The organism is Nocardioides ungokensis, from assembly GCF_013466985.1.
Taxonomy (GTDB): domain Bacteria; phylum Actinomycetota; class Actinomycetes; order Propionibacteriales; family Nocardioidaceae; genus Nocardioides; species Nocardioides ungokensis.
Map to the genome: position 1 here is coordinate 2,323,822 of NZ_CP059164.1, position 16,666 is coordinate 2,340,487.

Genomic DNA, 16,666 nt, shown 5'->3' on the forward strand with positions numbered 1-16,666 from the left:
CCACGACCCCGCACCACCGAGAGGAACGACGACATGGGCATTCTGGACGGCAAGCGGATCCTGGTCGCGGGCGTGACGATGGACTCCTCCATCGGCTTCGCCACGGCGAAGGTGGCCCAGGAGCAGGGCGCGACCGTGCTCATCTCCAACTTCGGGCGCGCGCTGGGCATCACCAAGCGGATCGCCAAGCGGCTGCCGAGCGAGCCTCCCGTCCTGGAGCTGGACGTCACCGACCCCGAGCACCTCGAGCGCCTGCCCGAGCTGGTGCGGGAGCACGTGGACGGCCTGGACGGCGTGGTCCACTCGATCGCCTACGGCAACCCCGAGACGCTGCTGGGCGGCAAGTTCCTCGACGGACCGTGGGAGGACGTCGCACAGGCGGTGCAGGTCTCGGCGTACTCGCTGAAGTCGCTGGCGACCGCGTGCAAGCCGCTGATGGGCCCGGGCGGCTCCGTCGTGGGCCTCACCTTCGACGCCACGGTCGCGTGGCCGGCGTACGACTGGATGGGCGTGGCCAAGGCCGGGCTCGAGTCGTGCTCGCGCTACCTGGCCCGTGACCTCGGCCGCGACGGCATCCGCTGCAACCTGGTGTCCGCCGGCCCGCTGCGCACCCTCGCGGCCAAGGCGATCCCGGGCTTCACGGAGCTCGAGGACATGTGGACGACCCGCGCGCCGCTGGGCTGGGACAACACGGACCAGACGCCCGCCGCCCAGGCGGTGTGTGCCCTGCTGTCGGACTTCTTCCCGGCCACCACCGGCGAGATCGTCCACGTCGACGGCGGCTTCCACGCGATGGGCGCCTGAGGCGCAACGCCGGGGGACGAGGTCCCCGGGTCTCCCGGTAGCGTTCCGCCGGTGACTTCCGCACTCGTCGAGCTCCGGGTCCTGGAGGGCCCCAACCTCTACTTCCCGCGCGCCGCCATCAAGCTGACGCTGGACATCAGCGGCCTGGCCGCGGCACCGGAGGAGCGAGCCGCGAGGTTCGCGCAACGGATCGGCCTGCGCAACGCACGGCCGGGCGTGCCGGACTCGGGCTTCCGCCAGCGCTTCGCCGCGCGGGCGATCGCCCGGCTGGTGCGTGCCGTGGCAGCGGAGTCGGGGACCAACCGCCTCGCGGTGCGGGTCCGGCCCACCAGCGACCCCCACCAGCTGGTCGTGGCCTACCCGTGGCTGCACCGCGAGCGCGCCCAGGTCATGGGTCGCGCCGTCGCGGGCGTGCTGGACGCGCTGCCCGCGACCGACATCGACGAGGCGGTCAGCGAGGCGGCGGCGTGCGTCGCTGCGGCCCAGGCGGGAGCCGCGCCGCACACCATCACGCCGCGGGTCCCGGTGGTCGCCGTCACCGGCACCAACGGCAAGACCACGACCTCCCGGATGATCGCCCACATCGCCCGCACCTGGGGCAAGCTGGTCGGCTGGTCCAACACCGACGGCATCTACATCGACGGCGAGCTCGTCGAGGCCGGCGACTACTCCGGCCCGAGCGGCGCCGGCCGGGTCCTTGCGCACAAGGAGGTCCAGCTCGCGGTCACCGAGACGGCGCGGGGCGGCATCCTGCTCAAGGGGATCGGCCTGACCCGCAACGACGTCTCGGTCGTCACCAACGTCTCCGCTGACCACCTCGGGATGCAGGGGATCGACACCGTCGACCAGCTCGCCGAGGTGAAGTCGGTCGTCCCCCAGATCACGAAGAAGGGCGGCTGGGCCGTCCTCAACGCAGACGACCCCCGGGTCTTCGCCATGCGCGGCGTGATCAAGGCGCAGCCCTGGGTGTTCTCCCGCGATCCCGACAGCCCGGCCATCCGCGAGGTGCTCAACGCCGGGGGCAGGGCGACGACCGTGATCGACGGGTGGGTGGCCGTGCTGGCCCCCGCCTCCGACCCGGACCCGCTGGTGGAGCTGGTCGACGTGCCGATGACCCTGGCGGGCCTGTCCCGCTTCAACGTCGAGAACAGCCTGGCCGCGGCGTCCGCGGCCCTGGCCATCGGCATCCCGCGCCACGTGGTGGTCGAGGGGCTGCGGACTTTCCTCCCCGACGCCGAGCACAACCCGGGCCGGATGAACTTCTTCTCGATCGGCGAGGTGTCGGTGGTCATCGACCTGGCCCACAACGAGGCCGGCCTCGAGGCACTGCTCGAGATCATGAACGGCGTACGCCGGCCCGGGGCGCGGCTGCTGCTCGCCCTCGGCGCGGTGGGCGACCGCCAGGACGAGCTGATCGAGAAGCTCGGCGAGATCGGGGCGCGGGACAGCGACGTGATGGTGATCGCCCACAAGGACCGCTACCTGCGCGGGCGCCCCGTCGCGGAGCTCGACGGGTTGATGCGGACCGGCGCGGAGCGGGTCGGTGTCACCGACGTCGCGTCCCACCCCACCGAGGTCGCGGGGCTCGCGGCCCTGGTCGAGCAGGCACAGCCCGGCGACGTGGTGGCCCTGATGTGCCACGCCGAGCGCGAGGCGGTCTACGCCTGGATCGCCGAGCACGGGGGCACCCCCGACAGTCCCGGGACGCTGGCCGCGAAGGTCCGCGCGGCCGCCGGCAGCTAGGGCGGGTCGACAGCGCCGGCCGAGGAGCCGATGTCGAGGTCGCCCTCGACCACGAGGGCGACCAGGCCGCCCTCGGTGCGCGTCTCGTGCGGCTCGTTGGGCTCCCACACGGCCGCCTCGCCCGGACCGATGTCGCTGGTCACACCGTTGCTGCCGGACACCGTGGCGTCCCCGCTCACGACGACGAGGACCTGGCGACCGGCCGCCGGGTGGCGGCCGATCACGCCGCCGGGCCGGACCTGCACCACGACCAGGTGGGCGTCGGCGGTGATGCCGAGTGCGCCCACGGTCAGGCCCTTGCTGGCATGGTCCTCGACGCGGCGGCGCGGCACCGCGCCGAGGGAGACGATCCGCACCCCGTCGCCTCAGCCCTCGCTGGGCGCCGGCGCGTAGTCGGGGTCGCCTGCCGGCGTCTCCGGGTTCACGCCCGAGCCCGCCTGGGCCTGCTTGGACCAGGTCTCCAGCTCGGCCATCACGGCTGCGTGCTTGTCGACGCAGAGCACGACGAGGTCGCCACGGTTGGCGCGGCTCATCGCGTGCCGCAGCGCCTCGATCTCCTCGAGGACCTGCTCGACCTGCTTGCAGCGCGCGCCCTCGGCGATCGCGGTGCGGACGCCGTCGACCACCAGCCCGGCGGTCTCGCCGCGCTCACGGCCGCGAAGCGCGACGTCCTCGCGCACGATGACCACGTCGAAGTGCTGTGCGGCGATGTGCCCGAGCTCGCGCATGTCCTCGTCGCGCCGGTCACCGGCGGTCGCGATGATGCCGATCCGCGACGGCCGGGCGAGGTCGTGCGACGAGGAGAGCGAGTCGCCGACCCGGTCGACGAAGTCGCCGAGCATCTTCATGCCGGGGGCGTTGTGGCAGTAGTCGACGATGACGTTGACACCGTTGACCTCGACCTCGTTCAGGCGGCCGGGGGAGAGGTAGTAGTTGGTGGAGAAGCTGCGCAGGCCCTGCCGGATGTCGTGCAGGGGGGCGCCGGCCGCGAAGGCCGCGGCGGCCGCGGCGAGGGTGTTCTGCACGTTCATCCGCGCCCGACCGCCGAAGGTCGCCGGCAGCAGGTGGGTCCAGGCGAGCTGCATCTCGCGGCGACCGTGCTTGACCACGATCATCTCGCCGCGGTCCGACGGCTCGAGGACCAGCGCCTTGCCACCGCGGCGGCAGTGGGCGTCGATCATGTCGCGCACCTCGGAACCGGGCTCGTCCATCGAGATCCACACGACCTGGCCGGAGCAACGGCGGCGCATCTCCCGCACCAGCGGGTCGTCGGCGTTGAGCACGGCGTGCCCGTCGCGCGGGACGGCCTCGACGAGCACCGCCTTGACGTCGGCCAGCTGCTCGACGGTGTCGATGCCGCGCAGGCCGAGGTGATCCGGCTGCACGTTGAGGACGACGGCCACGTCGTTGCGCTCGTAGCCCAGGCCCTCGCGCAGGATGCCGCCGCGCGCGACCTCGAAGACGGCGAAGTCCACGCGGGGGTTCTGCAGCACCATGCGGGCCGAGCGGGGTCCGGAGGCGTCGGAGCGGATCACCAGGCGCTCGTCGATGACGACGCCGTCGGTGGAGGTCATGCCGACCTTGCGGCCCATGCCCTTGAAGATGTGGGAGATCATCCGCGAGGTCGTGGTCTTGCCGTTGGTGCCGGTCACGGCCACGATCGGGATCCGCGAGGTCGCGCCAGGCGGGAAGAGCATGTCGACGACGGGCTTGGCGATGAACTGCGGCTCGCCGATGGTCGGGTGGGTGTGCATCCGGAAGCCGGGGGCCGCGTTGACCTCGCAGATGGCGCCGCCGGTCTCGCGGACCGGCTCGGTGATGTCGGGGCAGATGAAGTCGATGCCGGCGATGTCGAGGCCGACCATGCGGGCGGCCTCCTCGGCGATCTCGACGTTCTCCGGGTGGGCCTCGAAGGTGCGGTCGATGGAGATGCCGCCGGTCGACATGTTGCCGGTCAGGGCGAGCTTGACCATCGTGCCCTCCGGCGGCACCTCGCCCATCTCGAAGCCCTGCTCGCGCACCAGCTCCAAGGCAGCGGCGTCGACCTTGATCCGGGTCAGGACCTTCTCGTGGCCCACCCCGCGACGCGGGTCGGCGTTCGCGGTGTCGACGAGCTGCTCGACGGTGCTGGTGCCGTCGCCGGTCACCGAAGCGGGGACGCGCTCGGCGATCGCGGCCACCTTGCCGTCGATGATCAGGCAGCGGTAGTCCTTGCCGGTGACGAACGACTCGACGATCACGACTCCGCGCCGCGACTGGTCCTTGGCGATGTGGAAGGCCTCGCGGACGTCCTTCTCGTCCTGCAGGTCGAGGCACACCCCGCGGCCGTGGTTGCCGTCGAGCGGCTTGACCACGACCGGGTAGCCGATCCGCTCGGCGACCTTGACCGCCTGCTCCTCGGTCCGCACCGACTCCTGCTTGGGCACCGGGAGGCCGGCGGCACCCAGGAGCCGGGTGGTGAGGTCCTTGTCGGAGGCGATGTCGACGGCGATCGCGGAGGTGGCCGACGTCATCGTGGCGCGGATCCGCTTGGCGTGGACGCCCTGGCCGAGCTGGACCAGGGAGTGCTGGTTGAGGCGGATCCACGGGATGTCGCGGGAGACGGCCTCGTCGATGATGGCCTGCGTGGAGGGGCCGAAGGCGGTGCGCTCGGCACGGAGGATGAAGGCCTCCAGCTCGGCGTCCCAGTCGAACGACGGGTCCGCCTCGACCAGGTGGTTGACCAGGCGTACGGCGAGCTTCGCGGCGGCGAGGCCGACCTGCTCGTCGACGTACCCGAAGATCACGTTGTAGCGGCCGGGCTGGCCCTTGACGCCGCGGGTCTTGCCCCGGCGCACGTCGTGCCCGACGACCTGCTGGAGCGCCAGCGCGGTGTGCTCGGCGACGTGGCCGAGCCAGGTGCCCTCGTTGAGCCGCTCGACGAAGCCGCCGCGCCGCCCGCGCGAGCAGGAGTGCTCACGCAGCCCGGGCACCATCGCGAGGATGTTGTCGGTGAAACCCGGGATGGTGTTGGTCGGGAACTTCTCCAGCGAGCCGAGGTCCACCACGAGGTGGATCGCCTTGTCGTAGGACCAGACGTTGGCCCCTCGGTAGACCCTGGTCTCGACGATGGCGAGGTCGGGCGTGGGGCGTTCGGTCATCAGGAGGCTCCATCCTGGTCGGTGCTGGTGTCCTGCCGGGTCGTGCTCACGATCTTCTTGCGGCTGCGGGCCAGCCGGCGGCGCAGGGCGCTGGGCGACGCGTCGGCGGCGGCGATGTCGCGGGCCAGGTCGCGCAGGTCCTGACCGGCCTCGGCGAGGTCGGCCGCCTCGTCGGGATGCCGGTGCTCGGGCTGCGCGAGCAGGGTGCGCGTGGTCAGGTCGAAGCGCGCGCCTCGGGAAGGATGTGGAGGACCACGCCGCTGGCCAGCAGCGCGGACGACCGGCGGGCCTCGTAGGCGTTGGTGACGATGCGTGAGGGGTCGAAGACGGTGACGGCGCCGCGTCCCACCACGCTCAGGATTTCGTGGTCGTCGACGTGGTCCACGATCGCAGCGGTGTCCTCGTCGACGCCGATCCCGAGCAGCTGGGGGGACTGGGCGACGATCATCAGCAACCGACCGTAGCGGTTGCGCTGGTCGAAGTGCTGGTCGATCACGGTCGAGTCCAGCAGCCCGAGCCCGGCGGCCACCTGGGTCATCCGCTGCTTCGGCGTCGATCCCGGCCCACCGAAGGCGACCATGTGGCTGGACTGGATGCTCGCGCCGGCGGAGGTCCCGGCCACCACGACACCGCGCTCGTGGGCGTCGAGGATGGCGTCGGCGAGCGGGGTGCCGCACACCAGCGCCGACAGCTTGAGCTGGTTGCCCCCGGTCATGAAGATGCCGGTGGCGCTCTCCAGCCGGGCCACGAGCTCGGGGTCGCCGGCCTCCTCGCGGCTCTCGGGGCGCACCGCGACCACGTCGGCCGCGCCGAGACGGCGGAAGAGCGCGTCGTACACCTCCACGACCTCGGGGCCGAGCGACGAGGCCGTCGGGATCACGGCGATCCGGGCGTCAGCCCCGCCGCTCGCGGCCACGAAGTCCTTGAGGATCGTGCGCTTGCGAAGCTTGTCCTCGGCGCCGCCGATGATCATGAGGGGTCCCCTGGGCATGAGAGGGAGGCTAGGGCATGTCCCGCGATGACCCGACATGCCGGCGATAGAGTGCGCCCGTGCAGCAGCGTTCACGACGGATCGTCGTCATGCGTCACGCGAAGGCCGAGCAGGTCGCCGCCAGTGACCTCGAGCGTCGGCTCCTCGACGGCGGGTACGCCGACGCGGCCGAGGCCGGGGCCTGGCTGGCCGGGCGCGGGGTGTCCGCCGACCATGCACTCGTCTCCGCGGCCACGCGCACCCGCGAGACGTGGGAGGCCCTGGCACAGGCCGCAGGGTGGACCCTCGAGCCGTCGGTGGACCAGGGGCTCTACAGCGCCGGGCCCGAGACGGTGCTCGACCTGATGCGGCTGACGCCCGAGGAGGCCGTCACGCTCGTCGTCGTGGGCCACAACCCCACCGCCGCCTACGTCGCCAACATGCTCGACGACGGCGAGGGCGACACCGAGGCGACCAACGAGATGGCGCTGGGCTACCCCGCGGGCGCGGTCACGGTCCTGGAGTACGACGGGGCCTGGGCCGACCTCGGGCCCGCGACGGCGCGCGTCGTAGCGTTCCACGTCGGACGCGGCTGACGGTCGGACCCGACCGGCTCAGACCGGGGGAGCCGGGGTCACGATGCCGGCCTCGGCGTCGGCGGCCTCGACCTCCTCCCGGGAGATGCCGAGCAGGTACATGATCGCGTCGAGGTAGGGCACGTTGACCGCGGTGTCGGCGGCGTCACGCACCATCGGCTTGGCGTTGTAGGCGATCCCCAGCCCGGCGGCGTTGAGCATGTCGAGGTCGTTGGCCCCGTCGCCGATCGCGATCACCGACGCCTCGCTCACCCCCACCTCGGCGGCGAACTGGCGCAGCGCCGCGGCCTTGCCCGCGCGGTCGACCACGTCGCCGACGATCCGGCCGGTCAGCCGGCCGTCCTCGATCTCGAGCTCGTTGGCCCGCGAGAAGTGGATGCCCAGGTCGGCGGCCAGCCGGTCGGTGACCTGGCTGAAGCCGCCGGAGACGATCGCGAAGCGGTAGCCCAGCCGGCGCAGCGTGCGCACCATCGTGCGAGCGCCCGGAGCCAGCACGATCTCGTCGTACACCTGGTCGAGCGCCGACTCCTCCACGCCCGCGAGCAGGGAGACCCGGGTGCGCAGCGACTCCTCGAAGTCGAGCTCGCCGCGCATCGCCGCCTCGGTGACCTCGGCGACCTGCTCCTCGCAGCCCGCGTGCGCGGCGAGCATCTCGATCACCTCGCCCTGGATCAGCGTGGAGTCGACGTCCATGACGATCAGCCGCATGCCGCGTCGCAGGAGGTTGGCCGGCTGCACGGCGATGTCGACGCCCTGGCGGGCGGCCTCCGCGGCGAGCACGGTCCGCAGCGCCTCGGGATCGGCGCCGGAGACGTGCAGGTCGATGGCGGTGACCGGGTAGCGGGCCATCCGCTCGATCCGGTCGATGTTGGCACCGGAGTCGGCGATCCGGCCGGCGACCGCGGCCATCGACGACGCCTTGAGCGGCGTGCCGATCACGGTCACGTGGGCGCGGCCACCGCTCGGCTCCGGTTGTCGCCCACGCCGCGCTCGACGTCGACGGTCATGTCGAGGGCCTGCGCGGTCTCGACGACCGCGGCGCTCAGCTTCTTCCAGTCCCGGGGTGCCGTCACCAGCACGCCGAGGATCAGCCGGCCGCGCAGTACGATCTGCTCGATGTCGACCACCTCGACCCCGGCTCGTGAGAGCGTCGCGAAGATCGTCGACGTCACGCCGGGCCGGTCCTTGCCGGACAGCGTGATGAGCAGGGTCTCGGGCAGCTGGTCAGTCATCGCGGCCGAGGCTATCGCCCGCGGCGCGCTGTCCTAGGCGGGCGGCCACACCTCGGGCGAGCAGGCGGCGACCAGCGCCCGTCTGCCCGACCGCTCGAGCGGGCGGAGCGCCGCCCGCCGGTTCTCGATCTCGTACGCCGACATCGCTCCGCCGTCGTCCTCGAGGGCCAGGTCGACGATCTCCATCGCCTGCACGCCGCGGGAGGCGAGGTCCACACACCTGGGAGGGACACCGTCGGGGGCGTCGAGGTGGGGCCGGTGACGCAGGTCCATGAGCCGGTCGGCCACCTCGGGACGCCACCGTGCCACGTCGAGCCGGGCCAGGGCGTCGGCGGTCTCGAGCAGGGCGGCGCGCAGGGTCCGGTCGGCCTCGCCGACGTCGGGCAGCTGGCGACGCTCGGCGGCGTGGGCGGTCCAGGTGATCGCTGCGCCGGTGCGCACCGGCACCAGTCCGACGCTGCCTCCGCCGGGGCCGGCGCCGCCGACCACCACGGCCTCGCCGAGCTCGAGCGCCGCGGTGTTGAAGGACCGCGGACCGCCCAGGCCGACCGGGTCGCCGTCCACGGGCAGGGCGGCCCCGAAGCCGATGGCCCCGGCGGTGCGCAGCCGTCCCAGGGCCCCGACGAGGGTATCGGTGCCGCTGTCGCCGGCGAGGCCCGCACCGGCCAGTCCGGCGACGGCGTGCGTGGCGTCCCCGCCCAGCACGGCGTCGACCACGAGGTCGGTGACGGCGAGGCCACGGAGCCACGAGGTCCCCCACCAGGCGAGTCGGCACGAGGCCGGCAGTCTGCTGCTCACGGCCCCAGACGTTACGCTCTGGGCGCCCTCGGGTCGGGACCGCGGGCACGACTCGGGCTGGATAGGGTGACGCACATGACCGCCGTGCTGGAGTTCGCCGATGTGACCGTGCGGCGGGGCCAGGCAACGCTCCTCGACCAGGTCTCCTGGACCGTCGAGGAGGACGAGCGCTGGGTGATCCTCGGCCCGAACGGCGCGGGCAAGACCACGCTGCTGCAGGTGGCCGCGGCGCAGATCCACCCCACGTCCGGCGTGGCGGGCATCCTCGACGAGGTGCTCGGCACCGTCGACGTCTTCGAGCTTCGCCCCCGGATCGGGCTGACCAGTGCAGCCCTGGCCGAGCGGATCCCACGCCATGAACTGGTCCACGACGTCGTCGTGTCCGCGTCGTACGGCGTGGTGGGCCGCTGGCGCGAGGCCTACGACGACCTCGACCACGACCGGGCCACCAGCCTGATGGTCGAGGTCGGTGCCAAGCACCTCACCGACCGCACCTTCGGCACCCTGAGCGAGGGCGAGCGCAAGCGGGTCCAGATCGCCCGGGCGCTGATGGCTGACCCGGAGCTGCTGCTGCTCGACGAGCCCGCCGCCGGCCTCGACCTCGGTGGCCGGGAGGACCTGGTCTCAACGCTGTCGGCTCGCCATGGACCCCGACTCCCCGGCCACGGTGCTGGTCTCCCACCACGTGGAGGAGATCCCGCCGGGCTTCACGCACGCGCTCATGCTGCGCGACGGCCGGGTGGTGGCGTCGGGTCTGGTCGACCACGTGGTGACCGAGGCCAACCTGTCGGCGACGTTCGGGATGCCGCTCGTGCTGAGTCGCGAGGATGGGCGATTCTCGGCACGACGCCGACCGCGGCACAGATAGAGTCGCAGCATGGACTGGCTGGGGGACAACCAGTGGGCCGGCTGGCTCGCACTGGCGATCGGCCTCGGCGTTGCCGAGATGTTCAGCCTCGACCTGATCCTCATCATGGTCGCCGTCGGCGCCATCGCCGGGATGCTGACCGGCGTGCTCGGCGCGCCCTTCCTCCTGCAGGTCCTCGTCGCGGCGGGCGCCTCGATCGCGATGCTGGCGCTGGTTCGTCCGAACATGATCAAGCGCCTGCACACCGGACCCGACCTGCAGCTCGGCCACGGCAAGCTCGTCGGGCAGCGAGGTGTCGTCACCGAGCGGATCACCTACGACCAGCCCGGGCGGATCCGCCTGGCGGGCGAGATCTGGACGGCGGCGCCGTACGACGAGCACCTCACCATCACGCCGGGGGAGACCGTCGAGGTATTCGAGATCCGCGGCGCCACCGCCTACGTCCACCCCGTGCCCACCCTCGAGTCCTGAGGACTCGCCCTTGACCCCCGTGTCCTGACCCGCAAACCCGTAGAGAGGGGGACGCCATGACAGCTGTCCTGATCCTGTTGGCGTTGCTGTTCCTGTTCGTGATCGTCCTGCTTGCGAAGACGGTCCGCATCGTCCCGCAGGCCCGCGCCGGCATCGTCGAGCGCTTCGGCAAGTACAAGCAGACGCTGCCCGCCGGCCTCAACGTCGTGGTTCCCTTCATGGACAGGGTGCGCTACCTGATCGACCTGCGTGAGCAGGTCGTCAGCTTCCCGCCGCAGCCCGTGATCACCGAGGACAACCTCGTGGTGTCGATCGACACCGTCATCTACTTCCAGGTCACCGACCCGATCGCGGCTACGTACGAGATCGCCAACTACATCCAGGCGATCGAGCAGCTCACCATGACCACCCTGCGCAACATCGTCGGTGGCATGGACCTCGAGGAGACGCTGACCAGCCGCGACCAGATCAACTCCGGCCTGCGCGGCGTGCTCGACGAGGCCACCGGCAAGTGGGGCATCCGGGTCAACCGCGTCGAGCTCAAGGGCATCGACCCGCCGCCGTCCATCAAGGACTCGATGGAGAAGCAGATGCGGGCCGACCGGGAGAAGCGCGCGGTCATCCTCACCGCCGAGGGCCAGCGCCAGGCGGCGATCCTGACCGCCGAGGGCGCCAAGCAGTCCTCGATCCTGAACGCCGAGGGCGCCCGCGAGTCCCAGATCCTGCGGGCACAGGCCGACCGGGAGTCCTCGATCCTGCGTGCCCAGGGCGAGGGGCAGGCCATCCAGACGGTCTTCCAGGCCATCCACGACGGCAACCCGGACCAGTCCCTGCTGGCCTACCAGTACCTCCAGATGATGCCCAAGATCGCCGAGGGCGGGGCCAACAAGCTCTGGATCGTGCCGAGCGAGATCGGCAAGGCACTCGAGGGCCTCGGCTCGACGATGAACGACCTGCGCGGCATCCCGCAGCAGGTCGAGGGCCCGAAGACCCGCGTCGACATGGGCAGCCCCGAGCCGATCCTCCCGGGGCACAGTGACAGCGAGCTGGAGAAGACCAACGCCGCCGTCGAGGCGGCCATTGCAGAGGCTGAGAGCGCCGCCAACCCCGGGAAGGGTTCCGGCGCGACGGCACCGGCGCTCGACGCCACCGACCTGCCGGTCGACCCGCCCGCTGAGCCGGGGGCACCCGCCGCCCAGTGACCTTCCTCGAAGCAACGGCGATCCTCCTCGCGGGCCTCGCCGCCGGAACCATCAACACCGTGGTGGGGTCGGGGACGTTGATCACGTTCCCGACCCTGCTGGCGTTCGGCGTGCCGCCGGTGACGGCCAACGTGTCCAACACCATCGGCCTGGTGCCGGGCTCTGTCTCCGGGGCCGTCGGCTACCGCCGCGAGCTGGCGGGCCAGCGCAGCCGGACCCTGCGCCTCTGCCTGGCCTCCCTCATCGGCGGCCTCGTGGGCGCCCTCCTGCTCCTGGTGCTGCCCGCCGGCGCCTTCACCGCCATCGTGCCGGTGCTCATCCTGCTCGGGCTGGTGCTGGTGGTCTTCCAGCCGCGCATCTCTACGTGGGTGGCCGCCCGGCACGAGGCCACCGGCGGGATGCCGCACCACGGGGCCTGGTGGGTGTGGCCGGCGGTGCTGCTCGCCGGTGTCTACGGGGGCTACTTCGGCGCCGCGCAGGGCGTGCTGCTGATGGCGGTGCTCGGGATCGGGGTCGACGAGACCCTGCAACGGTCGAACGCCGTGAAGAACGTGCTCGCCGCGATCGTCAACGGCGTGGCCGGGCTGCTCTTCATCGTGGTCGCGGACGTCGACTGGCGCATCGTCGCGCTGATCGGCGTGGGCTCCCTCGTCGGGGGCCAGGTCGGCGCCACCGTCGGCCGCCGGCTGCCCGCGCCGGCACTGCGAGGATTCATCGTGGTGGTCGGCGTCGTCGCCCTGGCGGCGTTCCTGCTGGACTGAGTGGCGCAGCCGGGGTTCAGCCCGCCTTGACGCTCAGCCTTCTTTGACGCTCAACCTTCTTTGACGCTCAACCTTCTTTGACTACCTGCGTCCCGCCGGCGAAGCGGTCGTGCCAGGCCTGCCGCCCCACCGTGTCGCTGTTGATGCCGATGGCGATCATGATCACCGCGGCGAGGGTGGCCAGCGCGCCCACGAGCCCGCCGACGACCGGCACCACGCCGAGGACGCCGAAGGCCAGCCAGCAGTTGCGCCGCAGCGACTCCTCCAGCGTCGGGTTGCCGCCGTGTGGGCCGAGCACCCGCAGCTTCATCACCATCTTGCCCACGGTCTGGCCCCGCGTGGAGTCGAGGAGCCCGAAGTACGCGAGGTAGATCGCTGCCGTCAGGATCGAGGACACGGCGGCCGCCGCGTAGCTGGAGTCGGACATGTACATGCCACCGCTGTCGCCCATGATCGCGCCCACCACGAGCACGGTCACGATGATGCCGTTGACGACCGCGAGCAGGAGGCCGTCGATGAGCCGGGCGAGGAACCGCTCGAGGAGCTCACCGGGTCGGGTGGTGGTGGTGGTGGAGCCGGCGACGGGCTGGCCCGGACCCGGCGGAGGAGTCTGGTCGGACATGTGGTGCTCCCTGGCAGGGTGCGCGCCCGGGGAGGGCACGGGGTCCCAGCGTAGTGCCGTCTCAGCGCGCGGGCAGTGGATCGGGCACCGCGGTGACCCGGTCCGGCGTCACCGTCAGCACGAGGTGGCGGACGACGCTCGGCGCTCCGGCCGTCCGGCCCGCGCCCGGTGCGGCAGTGGTCTGCGTGCCCGCGACGGGACCCACCTTGACCCGGGGCCCGAACGGTCCGATGAAACTCGTCGGCTCCACACCCTCGGGCGCCCACCGGTCGGAGAACCAGGCCTCGTCGGTCTCGCGCCACGCATCCGCCGAGGCCGCCGCGCGCACCCAGCGAGGCCGCCCGAGGCAGGAGCGAGGGACGGTGAGGCGTACGACGTCCAGGTCCGGGTCGCCGCGGTGGCCGAGCCCCGCGCAGGGTGTCTCGACGATGACCACGCTCACGATCGCGCAGCCGTCGCCGTCCGGGTCCGCCTGCTCGATCAGCGCGTCCCAGTCGGGTTCCTCGTAGAAGAACGCTCCGAAGCCGGTCCGCCCCGTGCGGTCGAGATCCACCGCCCAGGCACCCTTGGCCGTCCGCAGGTGGACGGTCATGAGCTCCGTGCCGGTCTCGGGAAGATCGGAGACACCGAGCTCGACCGTGACGTCGCGGCGATGGTGACGGACGGAGAGGCCGGTGAGGTCGACGTCCGTGACCGCCGACGCGTCCACAGGCGTGATGGTCCCGCAGGGCGCGGGGTCGAGTGAGTAGATCGCACCGGTCACGTCGCCGGCAGGGTCGGGAGAGACCCAACGCTGCGCCTCGGCGCTGCCGGCCGGGCCGAGCGCGAGCCCCGCCACCGAGACGATGGTCAGCACGGCCGGCGCGCGTCGGGGGCGGCGGGAGCGCGCGTGCGGCAAGGGGACCATCCGGGTTCGTGGGGCATCGACGCGCCGACGCTAGGCGACGTGGCGCCGCTCGCGCAGGAGAACGGCGGGACCCGGGGGTCAGCCGTCGACGTACGCGCTGAGCCAGCGCCCCAGCTCGTCGTACGCCGCGGCGCGCGGCTCGGGCAGCGAGAGGACGACGTCGTGCCGCGCGCCGGGGACCGCCGCGTAGGTGACGTGGCGCCCGATCGCGGTGGACCAGCGCCGGATGTGGTCGACGTCGAGGACGATGTCGTGGCTGTGCACGTCGTCGCCCATGGCCGTGGGCCAGGTCGAGCGGTCGGAGCTGAGCACGAGCACCGGGCACCCGACGTCGAGACCTCGGTGCAGCTCGGCGTGGCCGTGCCGGATCGCGGCGAGCCAGCCGGCGAAGACCGGCCACGACTTCAGGGGCTTCCAGCTCAGGTCGAACTCCCACTCCCCGTCGTGGTCGCGGTGCAGGCTGCGGGCGTAGAGCCCGTCGACCTTGCGCGGGATCGCTCGGCGGGGGCTGCGGCGCCCGAGCTGCTTGACGACCGCGGTGCCGATGGTGCGGAGCAGCGCGGGGCCCTGCAGGTCGAGCCACGGCGAGTTGAGGACCATGCCGGCCAGGCCGGCCAGGTCCTCACCCCGCTCGTTCGCCCACAGGGCGAGCACCAGGCCGCCGGTGGAGTGGGCGCTGGTGACGACGTGGGTGTGCCCGTCGCGCTCGGTGACCCGGCTCCAGACGGCGTCGAGGTCGGGGAAGTACTCGCGCAGGTCGGCGACGTAGTTGGGCGTCTGGTGCGGCCGGATCGAGCGGCCGTACTTGCGCAGGTCGACGGCGTAGAAGTCGTAGCCGCGGGCGTTCCACCACTCGGCGTAGCCGGTCTGGAAGAAGTAGTCGGCGAAGCCGTGGACGTGCAGGACCGCGCGGCCGGTGGGCCGGTCGGCCTTGCGGGAGACGAGCGTGGCGACGATCGGGCCCTCGTCGTCCGGGGGGAAGTCGATGGTCTCCGCCAGGTAGGGCTCGCCGAGGACGTCCGTGGTCACGCTCACGGCAGGATTGTGGCACTGTGCGAGCCCAGGGCACTGCGCAGGGCGAGCGCCTGCTCGGGGCGGTTGGTGGTGACCAGCCACGCGCGGCCGGGTCGCAGCCAGTAGCGCAGCGCCACCGGGTGGTCGACGGTCCACACCAGCAGCGGCACGTCGGCGCGTCGCGCGAACCGCGCGAGCCGGAGCAGGGCGAGCCACTGGTTGGCGACCAGCAGGTTGGCCCCCGACGCCGTGAGCCGCGGGCCGGGGTGAGCTGCCGAGCGTGCCCCCGCAGGCGACGCCACGGGCCGCCCTTCACCGACCCGCCGACGGACAGCCCCACGCGCAGGTCCAGGGAACGGGAGTCGGCCCACGCGAGCATGGCCCGGATCGCACGCAGGTTGCCGCTCGTGGCCACCACCCGGTCGGCGCCGAGCTGTTCGACCGCCCGCGCCACCGCCACCACCTCGACGCATTCCTCGGGCGTGGCGTACGCCGTGGCGGGGGAGCGCAGCTTCAGGTCGAGATGGACGCCCGACCGCCCGGCGAGCACCTCTAGCGCCTCGTCGTAGAACAGCGTCTGCGGGAACGCTGTGGCGAACTGCTCGTGCGTGAGCCCGGAGACGGCCTGCTTCCGCCCGTCGACCACGACCTCGGGATCGTGGCAGAGGACCAGGGTGCCGTCGCGGAGGCGTCGTACGTCGACCTCGACGTACTCGACGTCCGAGGCGGCGGCGAGGTCGAGCCCGGCCCTGGTGTTCTCGAGCGCGGGGTCGTGGGCGCACCCGCCGCGGTGGGCGCTGATCAGCACCTGACCGGCCGTCGTCATCGCCCGGCCGCCCGGTCGGCCGCGGCCCGCACCAGGCCGGCGAGGAGACCGACGTCGGCGGCGGTCTCGGGGTGCCACTGCACCGCAAGGCAGAAGCGGTCACCGTCCAGCTCGATCGCCTCGACCGTGCCGTCCGCGGCGTGCGCGGCGGCGACGTACCCGGGGTGGTCCTGCACGGACTGGTGGTGGTGGCAGCTGACGCTCAGGCGCTCGCCGACCAGGGTGGCGACCCTGCTGCCGGGCACCGTGGAGACGTCGATCGCGCCGTACCGGTCGCCGCCCGGGCTGTGCTCGTCGTGGTCCACCAGGTCCGGGGTGTGCTGGTGGAGGCTGCCGCCCGCGTGCACGGCCATCAGCTGCATGCCGCGGCAGATCCCCAGGACGGGGAGGCCGACGGCCTCGGCCGCGTCGAGCAGCGCCACCTCCCAGGCGTCGCGGTCCTCGCGCCAGCCGGCGGTGCGCGGATGCGGCTCGGCGCCGTAGCGGGTCGGGTCGACGTCCGCGCCACCGCTGACGACCAGCGCGTCCAGGCGGTCGACGACCGCGACCGCTGCGGCCACCTGGGCCACCGGCGGCAGGAGCAGCGGGACGCCTCCGGTCTCCTCGACGGCGGTGGCGTACTGCGCGGGGAGCACGTCGGCGTGCTGGCGCCAGACCCCCCACGCGGCGTGCTCGCGGTAGGTCGTGAGGCCGATGACGGGCAGCGCCATGG

Annotated in this window: 17 protein-coding genes and 2 pseudogenes; 7 read left to right on the plus strand and 12 right to left on the minus strand. The window is 72.5% G+C overall.

Annotated features, from left to right (window positions below; translation table 11 throughout):
- Window positions 1-33: 33 nt before the first annotated feature.
- Both fabI and H0S67_RS11415 read left to right on the plus strand, forming a co-directional pair.
- Window positions 34-804 (plus strand): enoyl-ACP reductase FabI, encoded by a 771-nt coding sequence (gene fabI / locus H0S67_RS11410; protein WP_180933169.1) that lies wholly within the window; start codon window positions 34-36, stop codon window positions 802-804.
- Between the two features lie 51 nt (window positions 805-855).
- Complete coding sequence (locus tag H0S67_RS11415) at window positions 856-2,547, plus strand: Mur ligase family protein (RefSeq protein ID WP_180933170.1); 1,692 nt, start codon at window positions 856-858, stop codon at window positions 2,545-2,547.
- On the opposite strand, the gene H0S67_RS11420 is transcribed toward H0S67_RS11415, so the two are convergent.
- The 3 genes from H0S67_RS11420 to H0S67_RS11430 all read right to left on the minus strand — a co-directional run bounded on the left by H0S67_RS11420 (window position 2,544) and on the right by H0S67_RS11430 (window position 6,678).
- On the minus strand, window positions 2,544-2,903 hold the full coding sequence (locus tag H0S67_RS11420; RefSeq protein WP_180933171.1) for a cupin domain-containing protein: 360 nt from the start codon (window positions 2,901-2,903) through the stop codon (window positions 2,544-2,546). The genes H0S67_RS11415 and H0S67_RS11420 overlap by 4 nt on opposite strands.
- Before the next feature lie 9 nt (window positions 2,904-2,912).
- Window positions 2,913-5,687 (minus strand): cyanophycin synthetase, encoded by a 2,775-nt coding sequence (cphA, locus tag H0S67_RS11425; protein ID WP_180933172.1) that lies wholly within the window; start codon window positions 5,685-5,687, stop codon window positions 2,913-2,915.
- A gap of 214 nt (window positions 5,688-5,901) precedes the next feature.
- On the minus strand, window positions 5,902-6,678 hold the full coding sequence (locus H0S67_RS11430; RefSeq protein WP_246354667.1) for a cyanophycinase: 777 nt from the start codon (window positions 6,676-6,678) through the stop codon (window positions 5,902-5,904).
- A 59-nt stretch (window positions 6,679-6,737) separates the two neighbouring features.
- Between H0S67_RS11430 and H0S67_RS11435 the strand changes: the two genes are divergently transcribed.
- Window positions 6,738-7,253 carry a SixA phosphatase family protein gene (locus H0S67_RS11435; protein ID WP_246354668.1) on the plus strand — a complete coding sequence of 172 codons (516 nt, stop codon included), beginning with the start codon at window positions 6,738-6,740 and terminating at the stop codon, window positions 7,251-7,253.
- 18 nt (window positions 7,254-7,271) lie between these two features.
- On the opposite strand, the gene serB is transcribed toward H0S67_RS11435, so the two are convergent.
- Genes serB through H0S67_RS11445 form a run of 3 tightly spaced genes read right to left on the minus strand, consistent with a single transcriptional unit; the run spans window position 7,272 to window position 9,283 of the window.
- Window positions 7,272-8,198, minus strand: a complete 927-nt coding sequence (gene serB / locus H0S67_RS11440) for a phosphoserine phosphatase SerB (RefSeq protein ID WP_343050042.1) — start codon at window positions 8,196-8,198, stop codon at window positions 7,272-7,274.
- Window positions 8,195-8,485 carry an ACT domain-containing protein gene (locus H0S67_RS27315; RefSeq protein WP_343050043.1) on the minus strand — a complete coding sequence of 97 codons (291 nt, stop codon included), beginning with the start codon at window positions 8,483-8,485 and terminating at the stop codon, window positions 8,195-8,197. The genes serB and H0S67_RS27315 overlap by 4 nt, the downstream gene beginning before the upstream one ends.
- Window positions 8,486-8,518: 33 nt before the next feature.
- Window positions 8,519-9,283 (minus strand): hypothetical protein, encoded by a 765-nt coding sequence (locus H0S67_RS11445; RefSeq protein ID WP_180933173.1) that lies wholly within the window; start codon window positions 9,281-9,283, stop codon window positions 8,519-8,521.
- A 75-nt stretch (window positions 9,284-9,358) separates the two neighbouring features.
- Between H0S67_RS11445 and H0S67_RS11450 the strand changes: the two are divergent.
- The 4 genes and pseudogenes from H0S67_RS11450 to H0S67_RS11465 all read left to right on the plus strand — a co-directional run bounded on the left by H0S67_RS11450 (window position 9,359) and on the right by H0S67_RS11465 (window position 12,585).
- A pseudogene (locus tag H0S67_RS11450) lies at window positions 9,359-10,151 on the plus strand (ABC transporter ATP-binding protein).
- A 9-nt stretch (window positions 10,152-10,160) separates the two neighbouring features.
- Complete coding sequence (locus H0S67_RS11455) at window positions 10,161-10,622, plus strand: NfeD family protein (protein ID WP_180933174.1); 462 nt, start codon at window positions 10,161-10,163, stop codon at window positions 10,620-10,622.
- 56 nt (window positions 10,623-10,678) lie between these two features.
- Window positions 10,679-11,824 carry an SPFH domain-containing protein gene (locus tag H0S67_RS11460; protein WP_180933175.1) on the plus strand — a complete coding sequence of 382 codons (1,146 nt, stop codon included), beginning with the start codon at window positions 10,679-10,681 and terminating at the stop codon, window positions 11,822-11,824.
- Window positions 11,821-12,585 (plus strand): sulfite exporter TauE/SafE family protein, encoded by a 765-nt coding sequence (locus H0S67_RS11465; protein WP_180933176.1) that lies wholly within the window; start codon window positions 11,821-11,823, stop codon window positions 12,583-12,585. Before H0S67_RS11460 ends, H0S67_RS11465 begins: the two co-directional genes overlap by 4 nt.
- Window positions 12,586-12,652: 67 nt before the next feature.
- Here H0S67_RS11465 and H0S67_RS11470 read toward each other — a convergent pair whose 3' ends face one another.
- The 6 genes and pseudogenes from H0S67_RS11470 to H0S67_RS11495 all read right to left on the minus strand — a co-directional run bounded on the left by H0S67_RS11470 (window position 12,653) and on the right by H0S67_RS11495 (window position 16,664).
- Window positions 12,653-13,207, minus strand: coding sequence for an RDD family protein (locus H0S67_RS11470; RefSeq protein WP_180933177.1), 555 nt, complete (start codon window positions 13,205-13,207; stop codon window positions 12,653-12,655).
- Window positions 13,208-13,268: 61 nt separating this feature from the next.
- Entirely contained in the window at window positions 13,269-14,114 is an 846-nt protein-coding gene (locus tag H0S67_RS11475; RefSeq protein WP_180933178.1) for a hypothetical protein, read from the minus strand.
- A 78-nt stretch (window positions 14,115-14,192) separates the two neighbouring features.
- The gene (locus H0S67_RS11480) at window positions 14,193-15,149 is read right to left on the minus strand and encodes an alpha/beta hydrolase (protein WP_246354669.1); all 957 of its coding nucleotides are present in this window, start codon (window positions 15,147-15,149) and stop codon (window positions 14,193-14,195) included.
- Window positions 15,146-15,430: a PI-PLC domain-containing protein gene (locus H0S67_RS11485; RefSeq protein ID WP_180933179.1), complete on the minus strand. Its 285-nt coding sequence runs from the start codon at window positions 15,428-15,430 to the stop codon at window positions 15,146-15,148. Before H0S67_RS11485 ends, H0S67_RS11480 begins: the two co-directional genes overlap by 4 nt.
- Window positions 15,431-15,519: 89 nt before the next feature.
- Window positions 15,520-15,954, minus strand: a pseudogene (locus H0S67_RS28160) (glycerophosphodiester phosphodiesterase family protein); the annotation flags it as partial.
- A complete protein-coding gene (locus tag H0S67_RS11495) occupies window positions 15,951-16,664 on the minus strand; it encodes a gamma-glutamyl-gamma-aminobutyrate hydrolase family protein (RefSeq protein WP_180933180.1) in 714 nt (237 codons plus the stop codon). The pseudogene H0S67_RS28160 and the gene H0S67_RS11495, both read right to left, overlap by 4 nt.
- Window positions 16,665-16,666 lie beyond the last annotated feature (2 nt).

What these genes read in the sequence shown, in the direction of transcription:
- H0S67_RS11475 (WP_180933178.1), bottom strand. Translation starts at nt 14,114, where the DNA reads ATGGTCCCCTTGCCGCACGCGCGCTCCCGCCGCCCCCGACGCGCGCCG.
- H0S67_RS11455 (WP_180933174.1), top strand. Translation starts at nt 10,161, where the DNA reads ATGGACTGGCTGGGGGACAACCAGTGGGCCGGCTGGCTCGCACTGGCG.
- H0S67_RS11460 (WP_180933175.1), top strand. Translation starts at nt 10,679, where the DNA reads ATGACAGCTGTCCTGATCCTGTTGGCGTTGCTGTTCCTGTTCGTGATC.
- H0S67_RS11470 (WP_180933177.1), bottom strand. Translation starts at nt 13,207, where the DNA reads ATGTCCGACCAGACTCCTCCGCCGGGTCCGGGCCAGCCCGTCGCCGGC.
- H0S67_RS11495 (WP_180933180.1), bottom strand. Translation starts at nt 16,664, where the DNA reads ATGGCGCTGCCCGTCATCGGCCTCACGACCTACCGCGAGCACGCCGCG.
- fabI (WP_180933169.1), top strand. Translation starts at nt 34, where the DNA reads ATGGGCATTCTGGACGGCAAGCGGATCCTGGTCGCGGGCGTGACGATG.
- cphA (WP_180933172.1), bottom strand. Translation starts at nt 5,687, where the DNA reads ATGACCGAACGCCCCACGCCCGACCTCGCCATCGTCGAGACCAGGGTC.
- H0S67_RS27315 (WP_343050043.1), bottom strand. Translation starts at nt 8,485, where the DNA reads ATGACTGACCAGCTGCCCGAGACCCTGCTCATCACGCTGTCCGGCAAG.
- H0S67_RS11430 (WP_246354667.1), bottom strand. Translation starts at nt 6,678, where the DNA reads ATGCCCAGGGGACCCCTCATGATCATCGGCGGCGCCGAGGACAAGCTT.